Annotated in this window: 2 protein-coding genes; both read right to left on the bottom strand. The window is 65.8% G+C overall.

Features of this window, described 5'->3' with window-relative positions; translation table 11 throughout:
• Positions 1-27: 27 nt before the first annotated feature.
• Complete coding sequence (locus FKP22_RS27830) at positions 28-1,434, bottom strand: selenium-binding protein SBP56-related protein (RefSeq protein ID WP_141291262.1); 1,407 nt, start codon at positions 1,432-1,434, stop codon at positions 28-30.
• 165 nt (positions 1,435-1,599) lie between these two features.
• Positions 1,600-2,244 (bottom strand): carbonic anhydrase (locus FKP22_RS27825; RefSeq protein ID WP_141291260.1); only part of this gene is annotated, 645 nt, incomplete at its 5' end.

Below are 2,244 nucleotides of genomic sequence, written 5' to 3'. Positions count from 1 at the left end.
ACAGGCCGGCCGTGGCAAGGTCAACGCTCATGCGGACGGGTAGCAGAACGAGTCGGTCGAGCAGTCGCCGCCTTCGAGGCGGATCTGGTGCGAGGCGTACTCGGCACCGAACTCGACTTCGAACTTCGGGTCCAGCGTCAGCCCGCCGTTCGGGCCCACGTGCGCCATCAGTTGCAGGCCGGGCACGCCCTCGGGGTAGAACTGCTTGTCCCAGCTGCTGTAGAGCGAGTTGCTGAAGTAGACGCGCTTGCCATCGCGGCTGATCTCGGTCATTTGCGGGCCGCCGCCAAAGGGCTTGCCGCTGGCGCGCGGTGTGTGTTTGGCCACGCCACCGGCGCGCACGCTGCCGGTGAGTTGGGGGTGCAGCGGGTCGCTCACGTCGTACTGGCGCAGCTCGCCGGTGCCCCAGCAGGCGACGTAGAGGAAACGGTCGTCCAGCGAGAGGTCGATGTCGCTGATCAGCGGCGGCGCGGCGCCAAAGCCTTGCAGCAGCGGTGGCAACTGGTCGGCCGGTGCCGGCTCGGGCGGAATGACGGCGGTCTTGGCGATCTTGAACTGGCCGTTTTCCCGGTACCAGGTCCAGATCGAGCCTTCGAGGTTGGTGGTGTCCACCACCACGCCGAGGAAGCCGTATTCCTTGGTCGGGTCGTGCGCCGGGCGCAGTTCCAGCGCCATCTGGTGGTTGGCGCCCAGGTCCAGCGTCTGCACATGGCGGCGTTCGCGCAGATTCCAGAAATGGATGGCGTGGCCGTACTTGTTGGCCAGCAGGCCCTCGGCGTCCAGCCCGTTTTCGAACTGCGGCGGCAGGCCCCATTCGCTGGAGACCATGTAGTCGCGCGGCAGGTTCCACCAGAAGTCGTAGTGCAGCTTCTGCGGGCCGCGCTCGATCTCCCAGCGGCCGATCACGTCGAAGGTCTGGCAGTCCATCAGGAAGATGCCGGGCGGGCCGTCGGTGCCGTCTTTCCCGCCGCCGCCCAGCGTGCTGACGTAGATGCCTTCAGGCCCGCAGTGCACCGTGTGCGGCCGAGAGTAGCCGGTCTTCTTGAACACTTCCTCAGGCTCGATGACCTTGTGGATCGTTGGCCGCGCCGGGTTGGGCTGGGTGTCGATCACGTAGATGCGCGACGAGCGGATGCCGGGAATGATCAGGTAGCGGCGGCGCAGGAAGCTGTGGCCGGACATGGGCGACAGCGCCGAGCTGCAGGCGTTCCAGCCGAAGTGGTGGAACTCGTCGCCGCGGTAAGGCATGTCCAGCCGGTACACCAGCTTGCCGTAGGCCTCAGAGGCCGGGTCCACGTCGACAACGGCGAGTGCGTCAGGACGCGAGCCGTCGGGCGACAGCAGCACGGTGTAGGCCAGGCGCTCGGGTGGCGCCTCCATGGCGAGCTTGGCGGACGGATGGAAGGTCGGGTCCGGACGCAATGATTCCAGCATGAAGACTCCCCTTGATATGCGGTGAATGTGCTGAACGCCGCCTTACGTTCCAACAACACGCAATATCAGGCGCGAACAGACCGGCAGCATCGCTCGCCTGGCGACGCTGTCAATCCCGCGCTCAAGGCCATGCCGGCCTTGTGGGACAGGGAAATCCTGAAGGGATCAGCTGGATTCTTTGATCATGCGTCCCGCACTGGGCTGGATCGGCCGGGCATTCATCGGGTACATGCGCGAGAAGATGTTCAGCTGGTCAACGGAGAGTTGCACCGGCTGCTTCATCACCATCCACAACACGCCTTCGCTGCAAGGCGGCGTGGTCAGCGAGCCCATGTAGGTGTAGAAGCGCTGGTCCTTGGGCAGCAGTTGGCTGACGTCGAGACTGCCGGGCGCTGGCGTGTCCTCGTTCTTCTCCAGCGGCAAGGCGTTCCACACCGCCTGCACCACCGGCTGCGCGCTGCCGCGCTCCAGCAGCACCGCGACGACGGCGAGCTTGCCTTCCGGGTCCTTGTGCACCAGGTGCACCACCATGTCGAAGGGCTTGCCGTTGATGCGTTCCTCCGACGGCCGGTGGAAGTGGAACTGCAGCAGGTCGTAGCGGCGGTTATTGACGGTGATGCCGCTGCCGGCCGGCAGGTTGACCTGCACCGTGTGGCCGTTGTCGATCACGCTGAAGCCGCTGGGCTTGTAGTCGAACTGGATGGCAGGCATCTGCACCTGGATGCCATCGCGGATGTCGATCGGGCTCTGGCGCTGGCCAGTGCCGCAGGCGGCGAATTCGGGCTTCAGGCTGGCCCAGGTGTCCGGGCC

The organism is Ideonella azotifigens (genome assembly GCF_006519715.1).
Classification (GTDB): domain Bacteria; phylum Pseudomonadota; class Gammaproteobacteria; order Burkholderiales; family Burkholderiaceae_C; genus Ideonella; species Ideonella azotifigens.
Note: the sequence above shows the minus strand (reverse complement) of the source record. Positions and strands in the feature narration are given on the sequence as shown.